Genomic DNA, 26,407 nt, shown 5'->3' on the forward strand with positions numbered 1-26,407 from the left:
AAGATTTAAGTATGATGATTAAGATTCTTTCATGAAATTCAAACATCATACAATTTTATAAACTGATACTCAACAACCTTATCTATTAGATCACTGTGTTTGTAATTATCACTTTTCATCATAACCATCCTAATAATCTGCATTAGTTTGTTTCTTTCTTCATAAGACCAATTCACACCATTAATTTTAAAAATTTAAGTATGATGATTAAGATTCTTTCATGAAATTCAAACATCATGCAATTTTATAAACTGATACTCAACAACCTTATCTATTAGATCACTGTGTTTGTAATTATCATTTTTCATCATATCCAACCTAATAATCTGCATCAATTTGCTTCTTTCTCCAAAGATCAATTCGTACCACTGACTTTTATGATTCAGTATGATGTTTAAGATTCTTTCGTGAATTACTAAACACCTTTCTTTTGAACTGAGGTTTACTCCCAAAATTCAATAATAAACCTACTTCAACCTTGGTTGCTCTCAAATAATTAACCAACTGCACTTCGTGTTCTGCCCTGAGTGTTTCTACCGCTTTTAGTTCAAGAATAACACAATCTTCAACTATAACATCAGCATAAAAATCACCGATTAATTGCCCCTCATAGTGAACCTTAATATTTTTTTGTTGATCGAATTTTAATAATCGTTTATCTAACTCAATCAATAATGCATTTTCATAAACAGATTCGCGAAATCCTACACCTAAATTATTGTAAACAGTATAGTAAGCGTCTAAAATTTTATCTGTTATTTCACTGTGTTTGTAATTATCATTTTTAATCATAGTCATCTTAAAAATCTGCGTCCACTAGTTTCCTAATTCCAGTTGATTTTTCACTAATTCGTAATAAGCTCCTCTTAATTTTGTCAGTTCTTGGTGATTTCCTTCCTCAACGATCTTCCCTTTATCCAAAACAATAATTTTATCGGCACTTCGTACGGTACTTAATCGATGCGCCACAACCACTACGGTTCTTCCTTTATTAAATTCGTCGAGATTATTCATGATTGCCTTTTCGTTGTTGGCATCTAAAGCATTAGTTGCCTCATCAAAAAACAAAAACTGAGGGTTTTTATAAACTGCCCGTGCAATTAACACCCGTTGCTTTTGTCCTTGACTTAAGCCATGACCATTGGCGCCAATTTTAGTATTGTAACGCAATGGTAAACTTTCCACAAACGTGCCAATACAAGCCACCTGAACGGCATACAATAACCTCTTTTTATCGATATGCTCTACTCCTACCGCAATATTTTTAGCAATGGTATCCGAAAAAATAAAACCATCCTGCATTACCACCCCGCAATTTTGTCGCCACATAGAGGAACTGTAACTATCGAGCGACACTCCTCCCAATGAAATACGGCCTTTGGTGGTCGGATAAAAGCCCAGCATCAGCTTAATTAATGTGGTTTTACCACTACCCGAAGCACCAACAATTGCCGTCGTTTTTCCTTCTTCAATCTTCAAATTTACATCGTCGAGAACCATTTCGGAATGTGGTCCTTCGTATTGAAAAAATACCTTTTCGATGTCGATCGTTTTTTCCTCGGGAATTTCTGTTAAGCGATCCTCATTAGGCATTTCTTCCTCTTTCATTTCGTGGATCTCACCCAATCGCTCGAGCGATATTTTTGCATCCTGCCAGGAATGAATGAACTGCACCAAATTATCGATGGGTGAATTCAATTGACCTAAAATGTAGGACACTGCCAACATCATACCCAAGGTCATGCCACCGTCTAAAACCGATTTTGCGGCTAAAAAGGTGATGATGATATTTTTGGTCTCGTTAAAGAAAACAGAACCTGAAACCTGATACTGATTCAAAGCCAAACCTTTGGTACGCACCTTAAACAATTCGGCTTGTATTTGTTCCCACTCCCAACGTTTTTGCTTCTCGCAATTGTTCAACTTAATTTCCTGCATGCCAGTAATTAACTGAACCAATGTATTTTGATTGTTCGACAATTGGGCAAATCGTTTTCCATCCAACTCTCTCCTTTTTTTGAGGAAAAGGTTCACCCAAATAATATACAAAGCAGATCCAAAAACGAAAACAAGAAATATTTGTAGATCGTAAATGGCCAAAACAATTCCAAAAATCACCAGGTTCACCATCGAGAATAGAATACTCAAGGTAGATGATGTCAGGAAACTTTCGATTCGGGTATGATCTTGAATTCGTTGCAACAAATCACCAATCATCTTAATATCAAAAAAGCCAATGGGCAATTTCATTAACTTGATGAGAAAATCGGAGATCAATGAAATATTAATTCGGGTGGAGATATGCAACAATATCCAGCTACGGATGAATTCTACCGACATTCGGGATATGAATAGTACCAATTGAGCAATTAATACCAGATAGATAAAATCGAGATTCTGGGTGTTGATACCAACATCAACAATTGACTGGGTAAGAAATGGAAAAATAAGTTGTAATAAAGAACCAAATAGCATTCCCAGCGCCAACTGCACCAAGAATTTCTTATAAGGTTTTAAGTATTTTAACAGAAAACCTATGCTCTTTTTACGGGAAAGATCTTCATCGCCCTGAGCGAAAAAATCGGGTGTGGTTTCCACCAATAAACAAAGACCTTTCAATTCCCCCTGACTTTGTGTACTTGCCCACGACTTAATAAATTCCTCCTTGGTAAACTTTAGCAAACCGGATGCCGGATCGGCAACATGTACCGTTGTTGTCTTCTTTCTTACCTCGATTTTGTGAACAACTACAAAGTGATTTTGTCCCCAATGACAAATAGCTGGCAGGGTAGCATCGTTTTGCAGTTGCTCGTAGCTAATGCGCACCCCTATGGTTCGCAAACCAATGCTTTCCGCCGCATCGGCAATGCCCAACATCGAAACTCCCTCGCGGGTAATGTGCGATTTATCGCGTAATGATTGTAAACTGAAGTTCTTACCAAAATGAGCGGCTATCATTCGCAAACAAGTCGGGCCACAATCCATGGCATCCAATTGGCGGAAATGGGGAAATTTTTTCTTCAAGGCAATCGGGTGGTTAGTAAATTTATTATTGTGAAGCTAAAAGTAGAGAAAATTGTTGGAACAGACTAAACATGTATCATTGAAGTAACTTAGTATACTACTCCCCTTCAGCATAAAACATCCGTAAATTTACTACGAAAACTATCCACATCATAAACTAATAATAGCACTACAAAAACATTTATATTTTTTCTAAAAACAGGAGGGAGTGAAAAACACTAGAACGAACCATTAGTCTATACTAAGACAATCTGGGTAATTTGGTTTTTAAGAAAACTTTTGCAAAAAAGGTTTATATTTATTCTTTGCAATTTCCGATTTGTAATATCTGTATAAGAAATCATAAATCACCATTTCATGTAATCGTTGTTTTGATTTAAATAATCTATTCACCAGCATGTGAATATAACTACTCATTAAATCATCTAAAGCTCGAGGTAGTTTTTTATTTTTATCTATTGATATGATTTTCTTTGAGATATGCTCCGTTCTAATCGATTTTTGTTGAAGTAAATCAAATAAGGGTAACATATCACTTTTAGAATCCATTTCTCTATTTAATACATTACTAATATTTTGTCGTTCATTCCTGAATTTCTTATCTAGCTGAAGTTTTAGCATTTTATTCATGCCAAATTCTCGTCCAAAACCTTCCTTTAGATTTTCCAGCAAATGTAATTTTTGTTGATCATCGTAATTAAAATCATCCAATAAACTATCTATCGCTCTAACAGCAAACAACCATCGGATTATTTCTCCTTCATCTCCTTTAATCATATCAATCATATTAATAATCATTTCACTATCATGAAAAAAGAGTTCTTCAGCCAATTCAATAGTATTTTCACCATATCTTTCTATTTCTCGTTGATATGTATCTGTTTGAATTGTCCATAACAAATCGTTTTCAATAAATGAAAGTGATGTATTGTTAACCAAACTAATTATATGATAAATTTTTTGCGGATTATTATAATGAAATCTGACCCGCAAATGAGTTTTGGGATCAGAATACCTTATAAAAAACCATTTGTCAATTATCTTTTTTGAAAGAAGTTCTTCGACTACTGGTTTTATTATTTGCGCTAGGATATCATCAGCCGTTTTAGGGCCACAATATAACTTATAATACAACCATTCATCTCCCAGTATAAAAGTGCGTTTTACAGTGTTTTGTGATTTAATCATAACTTACTAAAAATTATTTTCTACTTGTCCGTTTTACTTTGGTTCTGAGACTTATAAAACGAAAATATCACCTGATTGATAAAACTGTCTGTCCTCCTTTTTACTATTGCATCTTCGGGTTTAAATAAAAATTCTTTTAACTGAAACCTTGATCGTTTTTTTACTAATGACAGTAATGTTTTTATACACAACATATTATTTAAGTGGAATAATAGTTCATTATCTCCATCTGCTAATAATACATAGTCAGGTAAACTATGTTCCATTTTCCATAGTTTGACTTCTTTTTCAATATTTGCATCATCTCTAGCTTTAATTACTTTCTTAAACTCTTCTTTTTTAATATTCCAAATTGCTTCAGATAATATAATGTTTTTATATTTTACTCTTGGCAAATAACCATATTCATTTGATAATCCTCCCCAATTAAAACCAACTCCAGCTCTTAAATCTTGTGTTTGCAAATCACATAAAAACTGGTAAACAGGTAATGCATTAAAAGAAAAATTATGAGCATTACTCAATCTTGGAATAATTTCTTTATTTAAAGACTTTGAACTTAAAACTATTTTTTTTCCATTTTTAACTGATACCACTATATCTTTAATAGAAATCTGATTCTCTTTAGAAACCGAAGATTTAGCCAAATAAGATATTTCAAAATCTCTTAATTGAGGCCTTAGTAAGATGTTTCCAGTTCTTGATTCTGGTAAATGAACAATCTCTGCTAAAACAGAATTTTGAAATATGTCTTTTTCAGTTTCGGTAATTCTATTTACATAACTATATAAATCGGAACTACTATGACAAAACCTTCCTAATAAATTAGCAGCTGAAGATCCTCCAACAGAACTAAATTTTATTATTGGTTTCTCATCAATCCCTGATGATGAAATAATTCCCACCATTGCGTTAAACGTGGAGGGTAAATCATCCCAATCAGCATTAAAATCTTTAACATCTTCGTCGGTAATTTCTATTTCACTTAATCCTTTTGATAAAGTTTCATTATATTTTTTAAGTAAAAGAGACTGTAGTTTGTTCCATTTTATATTATAATCATTTTGTAGTTTACCTACAGGTAATGCAATATCATCAACTAATGGATTCAGATCTCCATTATCGGTGTTTTGAATATAACCAACTCCTGATTCAACATCCAATGCTTGTAATAAAGGGACTTCCCTCTCTTCGTATCTTCCATAAAACGCTTCTTTGAATTTTAATAAATTTTCATTAGCTCTCTTAGGCGTCAATTTGTTCATTAATTCAATACCTTTTAATACATCGTTTGAAATATCAGAATTCAATTTTAATTCCTTGGCAGAAATTACTAAATCAGTTTGAAATAAATATTTTATATCATACTTCGATTCAAGGTTTGACAGTTTCTCTATTATTTTTTTATAGATATCTGCAGACATTCCTATTGCTTTATTTCTAATATTGACAATATCATTTTCAAATTCTTGAAGTAAATCAATAATATCATCAATATTTTTAAGAGGTTTTAAAATACCAATTATTTGATTAAGAAACTCTGTACCTGTAACTGATGGCTCCAATTCACTAATTAGCAATTGGCTATCAATAAGTTCTTCTATGAATGATTTAGCTTCATCAAACGAAATTTCATCATCAACTAAGAGGTTTGCTAAATCTTTAATTTTAGCACCTCCTTTTGAAGCATTTAATACTTGTTGTAAATATTCAGAGTCTTCAACAGCTATTACAAAATGATTCCTTTTACTATTATTGTAACGATACTCTACATATCTTAATTTATCTCCTGATTTATAAATACTTGAATTAGGGGAAAATTTGACTTGCTCTTTGATCTCTTTAATTTTAGATAAATCTATAGCTAATGCACAAAGATAGTTCATGTCCAATCTTAGATGTGCATAATACTTTTGGTCATCGTCTAGCTCAATTTTATTTTTATCACCAATTTTTCCCAAACCATAACCGGCAAATAAACCAAATGGCGTGCATCGGCTTCCCATTCTTAATAAATACTTAGTAAGCGACTCTTTTAATCGTTCAATATCTTTTGTTTTTGAAAGTTCATTATTTAACCATTTTAACAATTGGCTATGCAATACTGGAGATGCAAGGAAAATAGCTTCTTGAATTTTTGAACTTTCGAAGATCTTTTTTAGATCTTTGTCAGAAGTATTTTTATTTACAAAAATTGACTGTATATAATTTAATGATAGCAAAGGCACTCTTAGAACAAAATTATCAAAACTCTTATATTTAAAATTATTCATATGATATTCTTCAGTATTAATAAACTAGTTGTATACAAAATTAAGACAAGAAGAGACACTCATCCCATTTCGGCTCAATATTTGAAACGGCACTTATAAGTACTAAACCAATGCCCGCAATTCCTTCCAAAAATCCATATTCATTTTGCAAACCTCCATGCTCTGGTGTTTTCCAAACTTTATATCCTGCTAAGCCATCATTATATTTTGCCATTTGCAAAGTTTCTTCAAACCAATATTTTGCTGCTTCTTGAAATTCATTTCGTTGAGTATAATTATACATTCTATTGTAGATATGTGCATTACCGGCAGCTCCATGACAAATTCCTGCATCAACTACTCCTGAGACTTTTTCTTCTCTTCTTTTTGTAGAATGTAAAACAACTTCTATAGCTTTTTCTTTCCAGTCTTCATTATTGGCATTTAATCCTGCCACATACAATGCTATTCCAATTCCTAAATCGCCATAACACCAAGCAAGACGACTATAAGCAGAAGTTTCTGTTTCGCACACATAAGAAGGAAAGTTGGAAATATTTTCACTAGTATCTTGTTGTTGATTTAATAAATATTTTACAGAACCTGACAACAACTCGCTTGTTTTATCCTTAACAATACCTGCAGAATAAACCTTACTTAAAAAAGCAATGATACTTGCCAAACCATGCGATAAACTAATATTAAAACCTTTTGTTTGTTTCTTATGATCTAAAACTGATATCCATCTAGTTCCTTCTTCGTCTTTTATAGCAATTTTATTCAATTCTTTTATGAATTCAGCTAAATATTTTTTTGAATCATTTGTTTTTCTTTTTAAGAAGTAAAAACCTAAACCAACTGCTCCATGTAAGAAATCGTAATTACCATTCTTAATTTCAGATATCATTAGAGTATACAAGTATTCATCAAGCCCATCTAAAATCTCATTTAAATCAGCATCTAACAAATCTGCTTCAGTAAGTAAAGTTAATGATGTACCAATACCAGCTAAACCACTTGCATGAGTATGAAAATTAAATCCATTATTTATATCATCAAATACTTTAGATATTAATTCTAATCCAAAATCATATGGTTCTTGCTTATCTGTTAATTTAGCATAATATAAAAAAAACAAGGCAACTCCCAACTTACCCCCCATAAGTCCTTGCCCACTCTCATATACTTCCTTTTGCGATATTAATATTTCTTCAAACTGGGAAAGTTTTGATTCAATTTTTGTTCTATTTAATTCAGGTATTTTCTCCCAATCCATAATAATTTTAATTAAAAGAGCTAATACAATGTATTAGCTCTTGATTTGGTATTTAATAGGTTTCTAGAATGTTGTTACTAACAAAGCGCAAATGTTGGGCGCTTTTCAATTGCACACGGCATGCTACAGGCCATGGCAGTCGCTGGTTTATCATCGCAATAAAGTACAGAAACCCAGGTACCATCACATCCATTATCCCCAGTTTGCCCCCCAGGAAGACGCCCCCCTTTTACTTCACTCATGTTTAAATTAGAGATTGTTTCTTTTTTTAAAACCAACTTACTGTTTAAACTTTTCTTTTTCATGATAATAATTTTTTAATTAGCCCTTCCTCCACAAGTCAAACTTGCGCGGTTCTTCTCATTTTAGTAGCTTTGCCCTTGATCAGAGTAGCTCAGCTACCAAAGTCGTTTCCGGAGTGAGAACGGATATCTGTTTTTTTATTCCGGAGCGACTTTATTCTTAAAATTTATTGTTCTTTTAAGTACACTAAAATAAAACAGTTCACTGCCAAAATTGGCAGTGAACTGTTTTATTTAACAAATATCTCAATTTGTAATTAATCTACAATATATGATTGCAAGGTTCTAGAATAGGAAATAGATTTTTCCGAATCTTTTAAAAATTCCAATATTCTATATAAATTTCTTTCCGAAATACTCAACCTTTCAGCTAACTGCATTGGGGTTCCAGTTGCTTTTCTCTTTGCAAGATAAATGACTCTTTCTATTAATTCTTTATTTTGGGTAATATTCATAGGGGCTTCGATTTGGTTAATTACTACACTACTTAATTCCGCAAAAAGAGAAAAGGTAACCCATATATCTGTTAAAATATGTGAAACAGCTCACAACTTCTTAAACTACAATGTAAAATGCCTATCTATTATAAATATTTCGTCACGTACATATTTTGCATCCGACCGGGATTGTGATAGAGGTTACATGCAAGGTCTTTATCATGCATTTTACCATTATTCATTAAATTTATCTTCGCCCCATTTCTGGGGATTATTAGAAATATAATTTGCAATTCGATGGTATTTTTGATCATCGCAAATGATGTGATCGTGAAATCCTTCCTGCCATTCAAAACCAAAATCGGTTTCCCATTTACTTCCAACTTTAAGAGGAAATCTAACTTCGGGAAAAGGAGTGTATTCGTGAATTTGGTACTGGTCATTTCGAGGTGGATGCAACCAAATTCTATTTTCATTTTCGATGATACCAGTCTGATAATTAAAGCCGAACACATCCACATTTGCCGGACACCAAACGGCTAAGAATTGATTTATCGAATCTAATTTCCATGCCTTCCCATGACAAACCAAAAATAAATCTTCTTTCTGAATGGAACCAGAAGCATCTGTTTTCACAATCTCAAATTGATAGATCTTCTTTTGATTATAAATTTGAGCAGAAACCAAAAATAGTACGAAGAATAATAAAATTAATAGGATCGATTTTTTCACTTATCACTGATTATAGACTTAACAGGCAATACGTTGTACGAAATCCATGCAGATTATTGATCTAATCCTATGTATTTTGAATGTTTATATGCGTGATAATCGGTTAGGAAAAAATCATCTTGAAGAGTATTTGAATAAGTTTCTATGGCTTTTGATTCTATCTCTTGTATTGTTTTCTTCACCGACTCAGCATTTTTATTGCTCAATTTAGCTAAAGCTTCCTTAATTTCTTTAAACGGGTATACAGTGTACCATGTCCCCGCTAAAAATAATTTGCACTCTTGCTGTAATGGTAACAATCCAAATGATTTCCGATTCTCATCAATTGTAACAAAATCAATCGGTGGATAAGGAGGAATACAATCATAAGTCTTTTTATCAGTAGGAACGAAACTAAGCTCTTCGTTAGTAAAATCTTTTCGAATCTCTATCTCAGAATTAATTCCATACTCATTGGTAAAGTAAGATTCTGCAGTTATCACAAACCTTGGAGATAAATTTCCTTTAAAAATTTCCCTATGCAGTAAATCTTTTATCCCTAAAGAATTTAACCTTCTAATAAAATCGTAATCTTCTGTGGTTTTAGCGCTTAATAAACACCTACCCACTTTACCATAAACATGCCGATAAAAGGCAAAATAACCAGGACTCAAACGATCTTTAAATCGAACAAAATTAGGAATACCATTCATCTCATAATCCATTTTTAAGAGAGATGTAAATTCATAAATAGCCATGTTATGTTCCTTGAAATCATTCATAGCAGTTATTCTTTGATCTTCCGCAAGCATGTAAGAATACTTCTTATACAAATACGGATTCAAGCTATTCTCGTACTGTTTTCTTAATTCTGGATATTTTTGTTCAATTTCTTTCCATTGTTTTGTCATTCGAAAGTCTGTAAAAGTTGCAGTTTTAAAATCCTCCAATTGATAACCTAACAATACTAATTCTTTAGCTAATTCCAAAGCTTGATTCCACTTGTTGCAACGAATCGCACAAACACAAGCGTTGTGAATATCTCGGTAAAAATGCTTTGGATATTGCGCCAATACCGTTTGATAAGTTACTAATGCCGACTCAAAATTTTCAAGTGTAATTTGAAGCTTTGCTTGGTTTACTTGTTTGTGATACTCAATGTAATTCATTTGTGCATTCCCAACAATACTTATTCCCATAAGCAGTAGGCTGATAAATAAATACTTTTTCATTGTATAGTTTTTTAAGATAGAGAGATTGCACACAACCTATATATTTTCGTTAAATTCTCCAGAAAAATTAATTCTTGTATTTGCCATTTTATCGCATTCCTGTTCTTTACAAATATTAATGTAAAAGAATTTCTGTCGATCAAAATTTAGCTTGATAAAAAGAGCAAATTATCAATACCCTCCCCTTCTACTCTTCTCATTTTTGTAACTACAATCCAAAAAAGTGAGTCTCCTTTATCTCTTTATAATCCCCTAAAAAGAAATCATCTAAACTCGATTTTTGAAACAAACTCTTAGCATCCGCTTCATATTTTTTGATCACCTTCAACTTTGCCATTGGATCAGAACTTGTAACTCTTTTCAAGGAATCATTAATTTGCTGAAAAGGATAATTTCCATACCAACTAGTACGAAGAATATCACTGTTCTCTTCATTCAATGCAAATAAACCAATAGCCTCTCTATTTGCATTTATTTCATTCCGCTCTTCTTCTTTCATATTCATAAACAAGGATACTTTTTCTTTCTCAAAATCGACTTTTAAAGCAGGTTTTCCAAACGGACGAGTAGGATCGTGATATACTACCGCATCGGCATAAAATTGAGGTTCAATATTGCCGTTTCGTAATTCTGTAAGAAGAATTGTCTGCCAATTTAGAGCATCCACACTTTTGTATAAATTCGAATTCTCTTTTATTTCTGGATGATTATCTGCATTATTTTTCATACCAAAATAATGACGGTACAAAATCCAATACTTTAAATTCAATGTATCCTTATTATGTACGTAGTTTGGAATACCATCGAGTTCATAATAGGTTTTTAGCCTGATTGAAAGTTCAAGAAAATCTTTATCATTTTTTAGAGTTCCGTACCCGCCCCCAGAACTAGCAAGCATTTGATCCTCTTTGAACAACTGATAATACTTATTTCTTAATCCTACATTCAATCCCTCTTCATACTCCTTACGTAAACTCGTATACTCCGAAGAGAAAGACTTCCATTTATTACTATTTCTAAAGGCATCAAAAGCTGATTGTTCAAAATCTTCCAACTCATAACCATGAACTACCAATTCTTTAGCCAAAGTCTCAGCTTCGGAGTACTTTTCGCAACGAATCGCACAAACACAAGCGTTGTGAACATCTCGGTAAAAATGCTTTGGATATTGCGCAAATACCGTTTGATAAGTTACTAATGCCGACTCAAAATTTTCAAGTGTAATTTGAAGCTTTGCTTGGTTTACTTGTTTGTGATACTCAATGTAATTCTCTTGTGCATTTCCAACAATACTTATTCCCATAAGCAGTAGGCTGATAAATAAATACTTTTTCATTGTATAGTTTTTTAAGATAGAGAGATTGCACGCAACCTAACTATAGCATTTTACATTAAAAATGCCCAGTATAAATAATTACCAATTCCAGCACAATATTCTCATTTTCAACTATTAGTCATCTCGTAAGAGACGTGATAATTTCTAATGTTTCCGAATAGTGCTTCTGAAACTAAACATAAATATAAAACATTAAAAGTAAAAATGACAAAAAATATGTTAATTTTATTCAGACTTGATAGCCCATATGGTTTAACCAATAACAAAAATAATTAGTTCAGCAGAAATGGAGCAAAAAAACCCATCCGGAAAAACCAGATGGGCTTGAAATATTATTTTAAGCAGGGATTACAAGATTCCGCCTACTTTTCTTAACGTTTTACTATTTTGTTTATAATGAATCTAAAAGTAGATAAAATTGTTGGAACGGACTAAATAGAAACATATTGCAATCCCAGTTAAAAATTCATATTCGACCCTTTTATAGCCAAATAATTTAATAATTAGATGTGAAAAATAATTCAACATGATTATAATCCTTACGTTAAAATGTTTTCTAAGTACTATGAGTAATGTGTTGTCGTATTTTATTATTTACAATTGACTATGATACAGCTCGTTTGATAATTGCTAATTGCCCATTATTAATTTATAATTACTTAATGTTATAAAAGTTAGTCGACAAAGATTTCCTTTTTCACTATTTTATCTTCACTTACAATCACTAATCTATAATTTCCTTTTGTAATAAATGGTAATGTAATATCCTGCTCATCATCTTTCTCAATTAAATACTGGTAAACCGGAACCGCATTTTCACACTCTTCAGCACGAAATAGTTGCACCAAACTTGGACTTGTAAGTTCTGGTTTGTAGAAGCTCTTTAATTTTTGATAAGTACAATTCATCCAATCATACCAATAAGGTATATTTGTAGCACTCGCCTGCAAATTTGGAATTACAGTATAATCGTAGCATTCATTAGATCGTGGCAACAAATAAAACTTACAAGTGTCATTTCCATCTGTTATAGGTTTACATTGCTTTGGTAATGTTTGAGTAATCGTAAGAAAGTCTTCCTTCAAAAGTCCTTTTAATATACTAGCCATATAGGGGCTAGTTTCATCTTCGCAAATATGACCATAACCAGCATAAACAACCAACTTACCTTTTTCTGGATCATACAATTTATAAATATTATTTGCTTCCCCTAATTCTCTTTCCTTTTCGTAAGATTCATAAGGAATTAAAATAAAATCAAGTTCTAACGCTTGTCTTATAAGCATACCAAATATCGGCTCACTAATATAAACTCCCGTCTTTTGTACCAATGGATATCCTCTGTCAACTAATGTGCTATCCATATATATTCCAGCATTTAAGGCTTCAATTGCCAAGTACTTATAACCTGCTTTCTTTAAGTGCTTTAATTGCGAATACATAAAAGCTCTATTTTGTGCCATATGATGAGCTTCATTAATCATGCATACATTGAATTTAGAATACAATTTATTTAATTCCTCCTGAGAACTTTGTTTTCCATCCAAATTCAAATCTTCCTTATAAAGAGTTGTTTGATCATATCGATTATCATATCCAACTTTTGCCTCATCATATCTACCCAAAAAAGAATACAAGGTTCCGTAGGCTTGCCAATAAATACTTTCATACGACGTATTTAGATATAAACTTTTATCAGTTTTTAATTTCAAATATCCGTTAAAATAGGAGGTATCATTCACTGCAGCAAACGGATCAGAATTTTGAGAGTAAGCCGATAAACTTAAACAGCAAAAAAATACAATTAGTACACGTTTCATTTTCATAACACTAGACATTATATTCATATTAAAAAAAAAATAATTTTAAAATTATTCCAAGAACTATTTCACTAAAAAAGGAACTGCAACTCTTTTAATGAAATCTTAATTTACTTTTATGTTTCATTGATTAATACGCTACTTAATTCCGTAAAAAGAGAAAAGGTAACCCTAATAATTGTTAAAATATGTGAAATAAATTGCAGTGTACTGACGTTGCATGCAACGTCTACGGCATTCGATATTTCGATAATGCCGTGCACATGATTGGGCATCACCACAAATGCGTGCCATTTTACAAATGGAAAATGATCAGGAATCCCGAACCAAAATTGATGGGCCAGCTTTCCAATGGAAGATAATTCCATTTTCTGATCAGAAATAGAACCAAAAAACCACTGCCTGTTATGGCTGCAGATAGTCACGTAATACCTGCCTTCGTTGAAATAATTCCACCACACAGCACGAGCCGAGGGAATGCGGTATTTATTTTGGAATTTTTTCATTTTACTTAAAAAAAAGGTAAAGTTTCCCTGAAAGGGAAACATCCTATCGAAATATCCCAAATAAAAAAAACGAATTAATGTTAATTGAACATGTTATTATGGCTTAACAATAGCGAAAATATAAGTATTAATCATATTTCCAGATAATAATCGCTACCAAAAAAAAGATGTAAAAAAACCCATCCGGAAAAACCAGATGGGCTTGAAATATTATTTTAAGCAAGGATTACAAGATTCCGCCTACTTTTTTTAGTGCTTTACTATTTAGAATTTTAATTTTTCGGCCGTTTAACTCAATCAACTTATCGGATTTAAACTCGGAAAGTAAACGAATAACCGATTCGGTAGCCGTGCCAACCATATTGGCAAGCTCTTCGCGTGTTAGAGCTATTTTAAGCGTACTATCCTCAGTTAAACCAAAAGTTACTTCCAATTGAATTAATATCTCAGCTAAGCGCTCGCGTACGGTTTTTTGTGCAATATCAGTAATGTAATTGTTTGCTTCGCCAAGTTCTTTGCAGGTAATCTGCATTAATTCCATGGCAAATTCCGAATTTTCCCGAATCAATTTGGTGAGCACATTTCCAGGAATGAAACAAACTGTTGCATCTTCGATCACTTTTGCCGATGTACAAGCTCGCTCCTGACTGAGCACTGAACGAAATCCGATTAAATCGCCATTTTTTGCGAAACGAATAATTTGTTCTTTGCCTTCCATACCGGTTTTAAAAACCTTTAATACTCCCGAAAAAAGAAAGTAACATCCTTTCGCGGAATCGCCTTCGGAATAAATAATACTGCCTCTTTTATAGAAATGAACGTCTTCACCCCAAAATAAAAGATTCATATCTTCAAGCTTCAAATTATGAAATCTTTCCCCGAATTTCTCGGCTAGTTGGTTACAATTTGGAAGAACTGGATGCTGCTTCATTAAATTCAAATTAAAACTGAAATCAATAGTACTAATTCAAGAACAATTCGATTAATCGAACCTTCGGTCCCCATAAAGTCGTTAAAAAGATTATTGGATTTGAAGGGTTTTTCCTACTTTTATTACCATCGTAATAAAAATGGTAACAGGATCAAATATACAAATTTAAGTTTTACTTATGCAAAAGGTAAAAAGACTAAAAATACAGCAATTATGAAACACAAAGTAGAATTATCGTGGCAAGGAAATTTAGCTTTCGAAACGAATATGGACGGGCACAAAATGATTACCGATGCTGGTATTGAAGTGGGAGGCGAAGACAAAGGTTTTCGTCCTAAAAAACTGCTCTTGACCGCCTTAGCGGGATGTACTGGTATCGACACCGCATTAATTGTAAAGAAAATGAGACTCGACATTCAAGATATTAAAGTCTCCGTAGAAGGTGAACTAAGCGAAACACAACCCTCCTACTATAAAAATATGCACATTACCTATGAGTTTTTTGGCAAGGATTTACCTCAAAAAAAATTGGAACGGGCAGTAAAATTATCCGAAGAAACACAATGTGGCGTAAGCGCGATGTACAAACAGGTGATTCCTGTTACTTCGCAAATCATTTACCACGAACAATAAGATGTGAGCAAGGAGATAATAGATTTGAGATTACAAAAAGAAAGTGCTTCTGCAATCAGAAGCACTTTTATATTATCATATGAGTCTATCTCAAGTCTCACATCTGAAATCTCATTTCTCTTAATTTAGAATCCTGCAGCTGAAAATTGCTCCAAAAAGCGGATGTCGTTCTCGAAGAATAAACGAAGATCTTTAATGCCGTATTTTAGCATGGTGATTCGTTCAATTCCCATTCCTAATGCAAAACCTGTATATTTTTTGTTGTCGATTCCGTTTAATTCCAAAACATTTGGATCGACCATACCACAGCCTAAAATCTCTAACCAACCGGTTCCCTTGCATACATTACAGCCTTTTCCACCACAAAGTGAACAAGTAACATCAACCTCGGCCGATGGCTCGGTAAATGGGAAATATGATGGTCGCAAACGAATTTCTGTTTTCTCTCCAAAAAATTCTTTCGCGAAATAAGTAAGCGTTTGTTTTAAATCGGCAAACGAAACATTCTCGTCGATATACAAACACTCAATTTGATGAAAAATACAGTGTGCACGTGCCGAAATAGCTTCGTTACGAAAAACACGACCAGGTGTTAGGCATCGAATTGGTAATTCCATTTCAGACATATCGTGAGCTTGAACCGAAGAGGTATGCGTACGTAAAATTACATCTGGATTTTTTTCGATGAAGAAAGTATCCTGCATATCACGCGCCGGATGCTCTTCTGGAAAATTCAAAGCGGAAAAGTTATGCCAATCATCTTCAATCTCCGGTCCTTCGGAAATTGTGAATCCTAAACGAGAGAAAATTTCAGTGATTTCATTTTTCACCAAAGATAGCGGATGACGGGAACCTAATTTTACCGGATCGCCCGATAAGGTTAAATCCAAGCCCGACTTTCCAAAATCTACATTGGTGAAAGTCTCTTTTAGAGAATTTACTTTATCTAATGCAGTTGTTTTTAGCTCATTAAGCGCTTGTCCTACTGCTTTTTTCTGATCATTCGGAACGTCCTTAAAATCTGCAAACAAAACAGCAATAGTTCCTTTTTTACTAAGGTGTTTGATTCTAAATTGTTCAACTTCCTCTAGCGTAGTTGCCGAAAATCCATTCAGCTCCTCCAGTAAATTCTTTATTTTGTCTAACATATTTTTAATCTTTTGAAATCCAATAGTCGGCAAAGTTACAAAAAGTTTTTTCTCCTTGTTACTGAGGTTTCTATTTTAGCCGGAAGATTCCTTAATTATTTCCAATAAACTTATTCTTCTTTTAGTATTCGAGAATTTTCACATTCATTTTTACATCCTCGAAAGGCCGATCGTTTGCATCTGTTTTAAGGTTCACAATTTTATCTAAAACATCCAAACCTTCAATTACTTCCCCAAAAACCGTATAGTTGTTATCGAGGTGCGGAACCCCGCCAATTGTTGTGTATGCTTTCCGCCTTGCTTCCGAGAATTCCAGCTTTTTATTGGTACTGTTGTATTCAAACTCGATAGATTCCTTAATGGTTTTCGCTATAGCTCTGAACTCATCCACCATACCGGCTTTTTTTAATGAATCTAAAAGCGCCCTTTTACTAGTAGTTAAATACTTTTTTACAATATGCTTTCGCAGAGGAACATTCACCTCTTTTTCCATGAGTGTTAATTCTTCATCGCTAAATACTCTGCCATGGGCAATATAAAACTGCGATACATCCGATTCTTTAAAAATATTTACTTTATCGGGTTTACGTGGTGCTGCTATTGCGCCTTTTTTATGAAAAAATTTCGGGTTGAATTCCGATTCTATCGTCCGGTTCGAACTTCCGTAACCAATCATTTTACCTGCAGGCGCATTTCTAGAATCCTGCGATCCTCCTTGAGCCACAAATCCTTTTATTACCCGATAAAATAAGGTTCCATCAAAGTGACCATTTTCGATTAATTGCAGAAAGTTTTGCCTGTGTTTTGGAGTTTCTTTATACAACATCAATTTGATATCACCCATATTTGTTTCTATCAAAATAATAGAGTTAGTAGCTTGCCCGAAAGAGAGTTTCGCAATTAGTAAAATTACAATTCCAACTAAAATTTTCTTACTTAGATTCATTCAAGGTATTTGTTTACAATTTCCCGACTAAGATAAATATCGCAACAGTGAAAGCCAAAAAAAGCCTCGTTTTAATAACGAAGCTCCTTTTTACATCTGCTACTTTCTTTATTTTACTATTTTTATTTTCATCGATATATCCATCAGTGGACGATCGAATTCATCGGTTTCCACTTTGGCAATCGAATCAATTAACTCCTGTCCTTCTATCACTTCACCAAAAACCGTATAATTTCCATCCAAATGCGGAATTCCCCCAAGAGAAGTATAGGCTGCTATTTGGTCCTTGGTGAAAACAATTTTCTCGTCCGTAAACAAGGAATCCACTTCGAACGTAATGTGGTCTATCGCTTCCGATAATTTATCTAAATCCCCTTCCATTTGGTATTTAGCAAGAAGTTCGGCCTTTTCTGTTTGCACCTTTTGAAAAATCGAAGTCTTCAATTTTTCGTTTAGCTTCATTTGTAAAGAATCCAATTCTTCAGGCGTGTAAACTTTACCTTGAGCAATATAAAACTGCGATCCTGCTGATTTCTTTTCCGGATTGATCGCATCTCCTTCTCGAGCCGCGGCTAAAACACCTCGCTTATGAAATAAACCTTCCCTAATTTCTGCTGGTATCTGATAGCCTGGTCCGCCTTCTCCCAGGCGTTGGCCTAATTTCGCCGCTTTCGAATCCGGATCACCACCCTGAATCATGAAACCATTAATTACCCGATGAAACAAAGTACCATCGAAATACTTTCCATACGCCAACTTTACAAAATTATCGCGATGAACAGGAGTCTCGTCATATAAACGAATTTTAATAGTTCCATACTGCGATTCAATTTCAACAATCCTATTTGTTTTCCCCAACTCCAACTTTTCCTGGCAGGATACAAAAAGAAAAACAATAGCAATACAAATAAGATTTTTCATAGGTCTTTACTAAATATTTTTTTGCTTTACTGATTCTAAATTCTCCGACTCCAAATAGTCCATGTCTTTGAAATACTCAACAATGGACGATTTTAGCAATAATTCCTCTTTTTCCTTAGAAAAAGGAGGTACCATTTTATTTTTTTTAAAAATTGGCCAACCATTCTCATCCGAACCTTCCATTTGATAGTAATTCCATTTCATCAACAGCGTACAAGTAGCCAAATTGATGTGGTCCATCTTTTCGTCCTTTTCGTACTTTTCCTGAAAGCCTTTTCCTCGTTCCTGAATCCCAATTAGGAGTAAAGTGCCATTTAAATCGGCATCCACATTAAAATCTTCAGAAATTTTATATAAAAGTTTATTCCAGTCCCTTTCTAAATTATTATCCATAGTATCAATTTTTTATGACTGTTAAAAGTAAAGCTTTCTGACTATATTTAAAGCACTGTAGAAATATATTTTCACTTTTTTAATTATTCTTCTTGCAGATGAAATATTTCCATCTTATATTTGCATCGCTTTTAAGGGCAAGGGCGATTAGCTCAGTTGGTTCAGAGCACTTGGTTTACACCCAAGGGGTCATAGGTTCGAATCCTATATCGCCCACTATTTAAAAGCACACATTCCCAATAATCGGGCGATTAGCTCAGTTGGTTCAGAGCACTTGGTTTACACCCAAGGGGTCATAGGTTCGAATCCTATATCGCCCACGAAAAGATCAGATTTTCATTAGAAAATTTGATCTTTTTTTTTGGTCCTAATTGCTCATTCGTAAATCTTTTTATTCCATCTACCGTATATTAATTATATCTGGTCAAAAAAATAGGCTTCTTCTAACCATACAAATTTGAAAGAATATTGTATCTTGGATCGGTTTATGTTAATAGATTATTTTCTAAATTTTAAACATTAGTTTATTTTTTATTTTATCAGACACTTAATCAGACACTTACATTATGAAGTGCACTTTTTTTTACTTTTTTTTACTTTTTGTGGGTTACCTTTTGGCCATTAGAGGAATAAAGGGATAGGAAATATGGATTACACTACGGAAGCGATACTTGAGGGGATCAGTATGAGCAATAATGATGTATTAAACTACATCTACAAAAAGTTCTTCCCTAGTATTAGAAATTTTATAGAGAATAATAACGGTAACGAAGAAGATGCAAGGGATCTTTTTCAAGAAGCGATTATTGTAATCTACCGTAAAATGAAAAAAGAACCTTTGGTTCTGAATTGTAATTTTAAAACCTATGTCTATTCAATTTGTAGACTTTTATGGTTGAAACAACTTGAGAAAAGAAAAAATAGCAATGAAATTAGTTCAGAAGCTATTTTGGATAATCGACTAGATGAAGCAACTGAAACGTACGATCAAACCGAAAGGTATAGATTGTATCAAAAGCACTTCAAACTATTAGGCTCAGATTGTAAAAAAGTACTTCAGTTAACACTTGAAAAGGTTTCCTTAAAGGAAATTTCCGAAATTATGGGATACAAGAGTGAGAAGTATGCGAAAAAGAAAAAATATCAATGCAAGCAAGCACTGATGGAAAGTATTAAAAGTGATAATGAATTTAAAGAAGTATATGATGAATGAAATGGACTTTGACCGTATCGAGGATTTTCTTGACGGTGATCTAACAGAAAGCCAGTTGAAGCAGTTTGAGCAGGAGTTGCTCAGCGATTCAGATCTTCAAATGGAACTAGACCTTCATAGGGAGGTTAATGATGCCATAATGGAACAAGACGTTATGGATCTAAGAAGTAAATTAGAGGCTATTGAAGTCCCTAAAAATACGATTCAGAAACGAAAGCTGAAGTTTTTGACTAAGTGGAATATTGCAGCAGCATCCTTGGCTTTAGTAATTGGTCTGGGAAGTTTGATGTATATTATGAATAACCAATCCGCCTATTCAAATGATCAAGTTTTTAGTAATTACTACAAGCCTTACAATGTAGTTATCAATACTCGTTCGTCGGACGTTATGATTGATAATTTACTGGTGACGGCATTAAAAAGTTACGAGACAAAAGATTATCGAACTGCTCTGACTTTATTCAAGAAAATATTAGACAAAGATAGTACCAACATCACTGGTAATTTTTATTCTGGTATTTCCAATATCGAAATTAATGAGTACTCGAAAGCAAATAAAAACTTTACCAGAGTACTTCAACACAAGAATAACCTTTTTATTGAGCAATCTGAATGGTATCTTGGTTTCTGTTATCTCATGACAAATGAGAAAGAAAAAGCTCTAAAACAATTTCATGTAATTGCAAAAGGAAATAGTTTCTATAAAACAAAAGCTTTAGAAATTATTAATAGATTAGAATAGATCATTTCATCATTCATCAAAATAAAGTAAAAGCCGTCCAAAATTGGATGGCTTTTTTGATCTATATCTAAAATTAAATCAATCTCTAAAAGTTTATATTTTAGGTATTTAGTAAAGGTTTAGAACTCATCCCTACTCAATAATGGAAACCCTATAAAAACGAATCCTCGCTTACTAAAAATTAACTAAGACTAACTGTTCGTCTTATTTTCATTTTTAGCGCAATTAATACCAATAGAATAATACCAATAAGACCAGAAGCAATGTACATCAGTTTTGTGAATAAACTATTATCGTACAAAGGTTCCACATCACCTAATGTAACATATCCAGACCAAAAATAAGGGTGAGATTTTAGAGCGTCAGCAGTTTGTAAATATTCCAACTTAGCCTGACGGAGCGCATCATCCTTTTTTAATCCTTTCGATAAAAAAGTATAGAAATTACTCATTAAATTTGAGCCTGTTTTATCTTCAACCGTCCATAAAGTCATAATTACACTAGGACAACCTGCATAGAAGAAACCACGGGCCAAACTCATAACCCCTTCTCCTTTTAACAGCTTACCATCCCCCGTGTTACAAGCACTTAAAACCACCATCCTAGCATTAAAATTCATATTGTATATTTCATGCGTATTGAGTAAACCATCTTGTAAGGAATCGGAATTTTGAGTAAAAACCAATTTAGAATACATCGGATTTTCGTCATCAATGATAGTATGCATAGCTAAATGTAACACATCATAAGTACTCGAATTGGCTTTAAAATTAGCTTCTGTAGCCAAATCATCAACAAATAAATCTCCAGGCATTACTTTGGAAATATTAATGACTTCCTCTTTTACTCCAGGCAGTGGATATAATTTATCACGATAGGCTCTTTCTGAAATAAGAATAGAATCGTTCACGTCGTTATAGGAGGGAGCAAAAGCTAAAACAGATTTAGAAAAAGAAAAGCCATAACTTTTAGAATGTTTTTTAAACCCAAGAGTAGCCGAATTATTATAAGTAATTGTATTATCCTTTATTAAATATTCCAAATTACGATAATTCATTAGCGTAGAATCTGCTTCTTGTTTCAACAATACACCAAAAGGAATATATGCCATTTTATCATCGGGCACTATCAATAAATTTTTACCGATACATAAACTTTCCTTGTCCTTTAATAAATTTTGATACAAATGATAAGCTGACTTGGTATATCTCCTATAATAATCTGTACTATTTGTTGTAAAATCATTAGTTTTTAAACAACTACGAACTTCCTCTAAATGATAATCGAAACTATCTTTATTAATAACCTGCCGTTTTAAATCTAAACTATCTTTTGTAATAGAAAAGGAAAAGAGCGCTGAATCGGAAATAGAATATTCAATTAATAAATCATTTTGCCCTAATTTATTTTGTAAATCTTTAATACTTATGGTTTTTGTGTCGTATTTTAAGGAATAGTATTCCGGAAAGTCTTTCTCGAAACGCAACACCATACTAGTAAATTCTTCATTCAAATTAAAAAGTACATTTTGCCAGCTACTAATAGAATCCCGATTAGGAACCTGCATTCTTCTCTCCTCATGAACCAACTCACGATATTTCGAAATACTTAATTTTAAATTTCTCTCCTGCTCCTGTAATTCTGCAGAAATACCACCAAAATCTTTAGCATTAACATCGTTTAAAGACGACAATAAACTTGCAGATTTAGATCGCTCTGAATAACGAAAAGCTTTTTCTTTGTATTTTTTATCCTTTGTAAGTTTATAAAGGTTAGCAGCTATTTCAATGGCTTGATTATAGGTTTCTTTTTCATTTTTTGAAAGTGCAAACTTACTTTCTTCATCCTGATAGGCAATTCTAATTTTATCAATAATATCCAAACAAAGATCATAGGTTTGTAAACTAAAATCCAAATCAGAAATACTATTGGTCTTGCTATATAACTCTTTCAAAGTATTTGCCTTAGGCTTTAATATTTCCAAAATAGAAAGTTGTGGATCTATCTCCTCCATAAACGGATTTACATACACCGTACTATTATTAAAATTATCCAATTCAGCAATCAATGCCTTTTGATAATACTTAAGCGCATTTAAATGATCATTAGACTTAGAATAAAAGTCACCAAAATTCTTCAAACAATGTGCGGTATCTGGATGTTTATAGCCAAAACTACTGCTATAAATAACCAAAGCTTTATTTAGGTATGGTAATACATTAGTATTATTTTTCATTTCATTCTGAAACACCGCATAATTTAGATAACAATTCCCCAAAAGGTAATAATCAGTATTATGCATCTTGATTATTTCCTTAATACTTCTCTGATAATAGGAATCTGCAGCTTCGTAGTTTTTTATTTTTTTATAACAGCTTGCTATGTTATTATAGGTAGATGAAAGATTTTGCGAATTACTTTCCTCTTTTACATTTAATGTCTTTAAGTAATATTTTAATGCTTCAGAATACTTTTGTTTTTTATATAAGTTAACACCCAAATTATTATAAATTTGAGATAACCACTTGGAATCTCCATCCACTTCTAATAATGATAATGCCATTTCATAATAAGTTTGGGCTTTGATTAGGTCACCATAATTATTAAAAATATTTCCTTTATTTACATAAATAGGAATTAGTTTTGGAGTACTCTTCCCAAAAATTTTTAAAGTAAAAGCCTCCGCTTTATTATAAAATTCCAAGGCTCTTTTTCTATCTCCAACTCTATTTAATAAAACTCCAAAATTGACGTAGGTACGATAAATTAAATTGTTGTCTACTAATCCACCAAGTTCGATTGTTTGAATTGCATTCTCAAAAGACTGAACCGAATATTCAAACTCTCCCTCATTTAAAAAAACAATCGCTCCATTAAACTGCTCTTGAAGTAACGAATCCCGATTAACTATTTCAGCTTTTTTCTGTTTATCTATCACCGAATTCGACTTAGAATTGATACTCCCAGTGAAAAGTAAGAGAAGAAAAAGTGGTAAAAGAAGAAAAATAAATATCTTTTTTTGAAAATTCATCACGCTATAGACAGTTTTTGTAATGTTCTTACTAACAATTCATTAAGTCAGGTATCTAGACCAATAAAAATCTAAATATACTGTCTTTTTTTAACTTTTTTAAAAAAAAAGTCTTTTTACAGGGTTACCTTTTTCGAAAAAGGGGAATAAAGGGGTGTAATTAAAAACTTAAACAATTCAAATCTAACAAAACCTAATAGCAATGAAAAATTTTGAAATAGTTTCTCTGGAAGAATTACAAAATACAAAAGGTGGTTACAACGAAATGACCGATAGACCTATTTTGGATGATTGTATTGTTTAAATAATACCAAAATTGACCAAAAACCATTTTCCTATAATAAACCTAGTACTGACCAATAAGACCTAATAGCAATGAAAAATTTTGAAATAGTTTCTCTGGAAGAATTACAAAATACAAAAGGTGGTATCAACGAAATGACAGATAGACCTATCTGTGATGATTGCCTTGTTTAAATAGTACCAAAAATTGACCAAAAACCATTTTCCTATAATAAACCTAGTACTGACCAATAAGACCTAATAGCAATGAAAAATTTTGAAATAGTTTCTCTGGAAGAATTACAAAATACAAAAGGTGGTTACAACGAAATGACCGATAGACCTATTTTGGATGATTGTATTGTTTAAATAATACCAAAAATTGACCAAAAACCATTTTCCTATAATAAACCTAGTACTGACCAATAAGACCTAATAGCAATGAAAAATTTTGAAATAGTTTCTCTGGAAGAATTACAAAATACAAAAGGTGGTTACAACGAAATGACCGATAGACCTATTTTGGATGATTGTATTGTTTAAATAATACCAAAAATTGACCAAAAACCATTTTCCTATAATAAACCTAGTACTGACCAAAAAGACCAAACAGCAATGAAAAATTTTGAAATAGTTTCTCTGGAAGAATTACAGAATACAAAAGGTGGTATCAACGAAATGACTGATCTTCCAATAATGGATGATTGCCTTGTTTAAATACTACTTAATTATATTTCCCAAATCATATTTTACAAGTAAAATAAGTTTTTGTTTTTTTTGATTTAAAAAACAAAAAACTAATCGACTCTATTTTTAAGACCATATTCATTTACATGGAGAGACGTCCAACATATAAAGAACTGGAACAACTGCTGAAAGAAGAAAAAGCCAAAACTGCTAAGGCAGAAGAGCTAAAAAATTCTTTTTTAGCAAACATGTCGCATGAAATTCGAACCCCAATGAATGCTATTATTGGTGCTTCCGAATTGTTACGCGATGACTCCCTATCTAAAATAGAGCGAAATGAATTCACCAATATTTTGAATTCTAGCAGTAAGGAACTGCTTGACTTATTTAATCGGATACTTGAACTTTCTCAACTAGAAAGTGGTTCGATGAATTTCCATGAATCGGAAATTTCGATACACAATTTATTCATCCGACTATACTCTACATTTGGACAAACTATTAGTGAAACGAGGAAAAATTTAAGCCTAAATTTTTCTGAAGATCTTCAAGAAATAAAAATATTTACAGACCTTGATAAACTGAACAAGGTTCTTAGTTACCTTCTCGAAAATGCAGTGAAATTTACTGAACGAGGAGAAATTGAATTTGGTTGTGCTATTCAGGACAGAAATAATATTCTTTTCTATGTGAAAGATACTGGACCAGGAATACCAAAAGCCGAACAAGAAAAAATATTTAACAAATTCACGCAAGTGGATAATTCCTACACTAGAATTTATTCTGGTGCTGGCTTGGGTTTGAGTTTATGTAAAGAGATTGTATGCTTGTTGGGTGGTAAATTATTTATCGATTCTCACCCTGGACATGGTTCCATTTTTTACTTTACAATTCCTTTAAAATATTCCGAATCGGACGTTATCTTAAAAGAACAAATAGAAGCTATTTTAAAGCTTAATATTAACGATATATATTCTTTATCAACTATTAAAAAGAATATTGCTATTTAGGGAAGTTACTAGGTAATATGAGAGGAGCTTGCTGGTCACAAGCTCCTTTTTTTATTTGTTTTTAAAAGATATTTCTTTCAAATTAAGTAACAGGTCAAATACGATAGTAAGAATCAAGAAATTAAATTTTTGCTCCCAATCAAGAAAAAATCCCAGGCAAGCAACAATCATAAATATGATATTTGCGAAACGTAAAATCTCCATGAATTTAAACAACTTTATACTTTCATAATTTGTAGTCCCCAATCGATAAAAAACATTTAAAATAAGTCCTAGGCTTAAAATACTTAAACCATATTCTTCCGCTTGTAAAATAAATAGAGCCCCAACAATGATAAGTATGGTGGCAATGGTATAAATAATTGGTAAAATCTTCTTCATCGATA

At 32.6% G+C, this 26,407-nt stretch carries 23 protein-coding genes and 2 tRNA genes; 6 read left to right on the forward strand and 19 right to left on the reverse strand.

All coding sequences use genetic code 11. The features are described from left to right. Positions 1–375: 375 nt before the first annotated feature. The 13 genes from BZG02_RS09265 to BZG02_RS09325 all read right to left on the reverse strand — a co-directional run bounded on the left by BZG02_RS09265 (position 376) and on the right by BZG02_RS09325 (position 15,015). Positions 376–792, reverse strand: coding sequence for a GxxExxY protein (locus BZG02_RS09265; protein WP_218972201.1), 417 nt, complete (start codon positions 790–792; stop codon positions 376–378). Positions 793–816: 24 nt separating this feature from the next. Continuing rightward, positions 817–3,024 (reverse strand): peptidase domain-containing ABC transporter, encoded by a 2,208-nt coding sequence (locus tag BZG02_RS09270; RefSeq protein WP_101261142.1) that lies wholly within the window; start codon positions 3,022–3,024, stop codon positions 817–819. A 267-nt stretch (positions 3,025–3,291) separates the two neighbouring features. Next, positions 3,292–4,212 carry a thiopeptide-type bacteriocin biosynthesis protein gene (locus tag BZG02_RS09275; RefSeq protein WP_101261143.1) on the reverse strand — a complete coding sequence of 307 codons (921 nt, stop codon included), beginning with the start codon at positions 4,210–4,212 and terminating at the stop codon, positions 3,292–3,294. A gap of 20 nt (positions 4,213–4,232) precedes the next feature. After that, a complete protein-coding gene (locus BZG02_RS09280) occupies positions 4,233–6,485 on the reverse strand; it encodes a lantibiotic dehydratase family protein (protein WP_101261144.1) in 2,253 nt (750 codons plus the stop codon). Positions 6,486–6,525: 40 nt separating this feature from the next. Then, positions 6,526–7,740 (reverse strand): lanthionine synthetase C family protein, encoded by a 1,215-nt coding sequence (locus BZG02_RS09285; RefSeq protein WP_101261145.1) that lies wholly within the window; start codon positions 7,738–7,740, stop codon positions 6,526–6,528. A 77-nt stretch (positions 7,741–7,817) separates the two neighbouring features. Further along, the gene (locus BZG02_RS09290; protein ID WP_101261146.1) at positions 7,818–8,045 is read right to left on the reverse strand and encodes a class I lanthipeptide; all 228 of its coding nucleotides are present in this window, start codon (positions 8,043–8,045) and stop codon (positions 7,818–7,820) included. A gap of 254 nt (positions 8,046–8,299) precedes the next feature. After that, the gene (locus BZG02_RS09295) at positions 8,300–8,497 is read right to left on the reverse strand and encodes a hypothetical protein (protein WP_101261147.1); all 198 of its coding nucleotides are present in this window, start codon (positions 8,495–8,497) and stop codon (positions 8,300–8,302) included. Between the two features lie 216 nt (positions 8,498–8,713). Further along, entirely contained in the window at positions 8,714–9,211 is a 498-nt protein-coding gene (locus BZG02_RS09300) for a hypothetical protein (RefSeq protein ID WP_101261148.1), read from the reverse strand. A 53-nt stretch (positions 9,212–9,264) separates the two neighbouring features. After that, positions 9,265–10,422, reverse strand: coding sequence for a hypothetical protein (locus BZG02_RS09305; RefSeq protein WP_143470439.1), 1,158 nt, complete (start codon positions 10,420–10,422; stop codon positions 9,265–9,267). Positions 10,423–10,630: 208 nt separating this feature from the next. Then, on the reverse strand, positions 10,631–11,758 hold the full coding sequence (locus BZG02_RS09310) for a hypothetical protein (protein WP_143470440.1): 1,128 nt from the start codon (positions 11,756–11,758) through the stop codon (positions 10,631–10,633). A 674-nt stretch (positions 11,759–12,432) separates the two neighbouring features. Continuing rightward, entirely contained in the window at positions 12,433–13,584 is a 1,152-nt protein-coding gene (locus BZG02_RS09315; protein ID WP_143470441.1) for a hypothetical protein, read from the reverse strand. Between the two features lie 110 nt (positions 13,585–13,694). Next, entirely contained in the window at positions 13,695–14,084 is a 390-nt protein-coding gene (locus BZG02_RS09320) for a transposase (protein ID WP_143470442.1), read from the reverse strand. A gap of 226 nt (positions 14,085–14,310) precedes the next feature. Beyond that, positions 14,311–15,015 (reverse strand): Crp/Fnr family transcriptional regulator, encoded by a 705-nt coding sequence (locus tag BZG02_RS09325; protein WP_101261153.1) that lies wholly within the window; start codon positions 15,013–15,015, stop codon positions 14,311–14,313. 213 nt (positions 15,016–15,228) lie between these two features. Here BZG02_RS09325 and BZG02_RS09330 point away from each other — a divergent pair, with 213 nt between their 5' ends. After that, the gene (locus tag BZG02_RS09330) at positions 15,229–15,648 is read left to right on the forward strand and encodes an OsmC family protein (RefSeq protein ID WP_101261210.1); all 420 of its coding nucleotides are present in this window, start codon (positions 15,229–15,231) and stop codon (positions 15,646–15,648) included. Between the two features lie 125 nt (positions 15,649–15,773). On the opposite strand, the gene pheS is transcribed toward BZG02_RS09330, so the two are convergent. The 4 genes from pheS to BZG02_RS09350 all read right to left on the reverse strand — a co-directional run bounded on the left by pheS (position 15,774) and on the right by BZG02_RS09350 (position 19,056). After that, positions 15,774–16,796, reverse strand: a complete 1,023-nt coding sequence (gene pheS, locus BZG02_RS09335; protein ID WP_101261154.1) for a phenylalanine--tRNA ligase subunit alpha — start codon at positions 16,794–16,796, stop codon at positions 15,774–15,776. A 121-nt stretch (positions 16,797–16,917) separates the two neighbouring features. Further along, positions 16,918–17,742, reverse strand: a complete 825-nt coding sequence (locus tag BZG02_RS09340; RefSeq protein WP_101261155.1) for a peptidylprolyl isomerase — start codon at positions 17,740–17,742, stop codon at positions 16,918–16,920. Between the two features lie 108 nt (positions 17,743–17,850). Then, positions 17,851–18,663, reverse strand: coding sequence for a peptidylprolyl isomerase (locus BZG02_RS09345; protein WP_101261156.1), 813 nt, complete (start codon positions 18,661–18,663; stop codon positions 17,851–17,853). Between the two features lie 9 nt (positions 18,664–18,672). After that, a complete protein-coding gene (locus BZG02_RS09350; RefSeq protein ID WP_101261157.1) occupies positions 18,673–19,056 on the reverse strand; it encodes a hypothetical protein in 384 nt (127 codons plus the stop codon). 141 nt (positions 19,057–19,197) lie between these two features. Between BZG02_RS09350 and BZG02_RS09355 the strand changes: the two genes are divergently transcribed. The 4 genes from BZG02_RS09355 to BZG02_RS09370 all read left to right on the forward strand — a co-directional run bounded on the left by BZG02_RS09355 (position 19,198) and on the right by BZG02_RS09370 (position 21,011). Then, positions 19,198–19,272: transfer RNA gene (locus BZG02_RS09355), tRNA-Val, on the forward strand. A gap of 29 nt (positions 19,273–19,301) precedes the next feature. Then, positions 19,302–19,376 (forward strand) — tRNA-Val (locus BZG02_RS09360). A gap of 326 nt (positions 19,377–19,702) precedes the next feature. After that, positions 19,703–20,269 (forward strand): RNA polymerase sigma factor, encoded by a 567-nt coding sequence (locus BZG02_RS09365; RefSeq protein WP_101261158.1) that lies wholly within the window; start codon positions 19,703–19,705, stop codon positions 20,267–20,269. Further along, a complete protein-coding gene (locus tag BZG02_RS09370) occupies positions 20,262–21,011 on the forward strand; it encodes a tetratricopeptide repeat protein (protein WP_143470443.1) in 750 nt (249 codons plus the stop codon). Before BZG02_RS09365 ends, BZG02_RS09370 begins: the two co-directional genes overlap by 8 nt. Positions 21,012–21,192: 181 nt before the next feature. On the opposite strand, the gene BZG02_RS09375 is transcribed toward BZG02_RS09370, so the two are convergent. Beyond that, the gene (locus BZG02_RS09375; protein WP_180335682.1) at positions 21,193–23,949 is read right to left on the reverse strand and encodes a CHAT domain-containing protein; all 2,757 of its coding nucleotides are present in this window, start codon (positions 23,947–23,949) and stop codon (positions 21,193–21,195) included. Between the two features lie 1,208 nt (positions 23,950–25,157). On the opposite strand from BZG02_RS09375, the gene BZG02_RS09380 reads away from it, so the two are divergent. Next, the gene (locus BZG02_RS09380) at positions 25,158–26,021 is read left to right on the forward strand and encodes a sensor histidine kinase (protein WP_101261161.1); all 864 of its coding nucleotides are present in this window, start codon (positions 25,158–25,160) and stop codon (positions 26,019–26,021) included. A 51-nt stretch (positions 26,022–26,072) separates the two neighbouring features. Here BZG02_RS09380 and BZG02_RS09385 read toward each other — a convergent pair whose 3' ends face one another. Continuing rightward, positions 26,073–26,402 carry a hypothetical protein gene (locus tag BZG02_RS09385; RefSeq protein ID WP_101261162.1) on the reverse strand — a complete coding sequence of 110 codons (330 nt, stop codon included), beginning with the start codon at positions 26,400–26,402 and terminating at the stop codon, positions 26,073–26,075. Between the last annotated feature and the right edge of the window lie 5 nt (positions 26,403–26,407).

This window comes from Labilibaculum filiforme (assembly GCF_002843315.1).
Lineage (GTDB): Bacteria > Bacteroidota > Bacteroidia > Bacteroidales > Marinifilaceae > Labilibaculum > Labilibaculum filiforme.